2 protein-coding genes are annotated in these 1,241 nt (G+C 36.0%); one reads left to right on the top strand and one right to left on the bottom strand.

Translation table 11 applies throughout. The annotated features are described in order from the left end of the window. Positions 1-495: 495 nt before the first annotated feature. Complete coding sequence (locus V7183_RS23740) at positions 496-633, bottom strand: hypothetical protein (RefSeq protein ID WP_170958206.1); 138 nt, start codon at positions 631-633, stop codon at positions 496-498. Positions 634-1,044: 411 nt separating this feature from the next. Here V7183_RS23740 and V7183_RS23745 point away from each other — a divergent pair, with 411 nt between their 5' ends. Continuing rightward, positions 1,045-1,149 carry a YjcZ family sporulation protein gene (locus tag V7183_RS23745; RefSeq protein WP_097895784.1) on the top strand — a complete coding sequence of 35 codons (105 nt, stop codon included), beginning with the start codon at positions 1,045-1,047 and terminating at the stop codon, positions 1,147-1,149. Positions 1,150-1,241: the final 92 nt, after the last annotated feature.

Here is a 1,241-nt window from a genome sequence, read left to right on the forward strand (position 1 = left end):
GTGTTAAACTGATTACATTATAAGATGTCATTCATTACCATTTGTCTTTTTTTGTAACACCCTATTTGTTGCTCTAGAGCTCGCCCAACTCTAGGGCTTTTTAATTGGACACGTTTACCAAGTTGTTTATCAATAAATTCATGGTATTATTACGATGTCGATTCGACAATACCCTTACTCTAGAGCCTTAAATGACAAGCACGAGACCTGTCATATGCTCATAATTTCATAACATCTTTATATAAGATTTTTATAAGTTACGTGTTAAACTTGTAACATCTAAAGAAGTCATTCACTACCATTTGTCTTTTTTTATTACCCTGTTAGTAGCTCTAGAGTCCCCTCTAGGGCTTTTTCTTTATCTTCCTATTTAGTAGCCAGATACTTCTCGATGACTGCCACGCTATTATGTAATTCTCTAGCTTTTAAATCACGTATTATTGCGACGATCTTCTTTCGTTCGCCTTTGTCTTGCTGTTGTTTATTGTTCATTGTTCATCTATCTTTACCCTTGTCTTGATCAACTGAATGTACAACAACCTTTAATTCAAGGCTGTTCAATTCTTCTAACAAATCTTTAGCTCTATCCAATCCTTTAATCTCAATTTTTGCTGTTAAATTCGTATTCTTCATAACTCTCATCCTTTCAATACTTTCTTTAAGAGTTAGGCTGCCGCTTCTGCTCTTAACTACTAAGAAGAATTGCTCTTGCTTCTGACAGCTGCTGCTATTGGTGGATTGATGGGAATCTTCCGCAAAGGTAAGGTATCTGCATCAGCATAAGTTTGAGCACTCGAAAGAGTGCTTTTTTTGATTTTCTCAACCAACAAAATAGATAAATATGGTAAAACGGAAATTGGATGGGAGTCCATATACATATTATTAAAATTAATGTGGTTTTCAAATCGAAGGAAGGCACCTGTGGGTGTCTTTTCTTTTTTTCTTAAAGGACCTGCTCACTTAGATCCTAACAGCATAAAATAAACCGAATCCGTTATATGTGAATCCCTATATTTTTCCCTCTTACTTAAAGGAGGAAGTCTTATGAGCTTTGGTGGTAGTTGTGCCGGCGGCTTTGCTGGAGGATTCGCTTTACTCGTTGTCCTCTTTATATTATTAATCATAGTTGGGGCTGCTTGCTTCTGCTAAAAAAACATCAGAAAAGATACTCATAAGAGTGTCTTTTCTTTATGAAAAAATCCCCACACATTGTGCAGGGATCAAGAGTGAAATAGTCGGGT

Source organism: Bacillus sp. JJ1127 (genome assembly GCF_036965845.1).
Taxonomy (GTDB): Bacteria; Bacillota; Bacilli; order Bacillales; family Bacillaceae_G; genus Bacillus_A.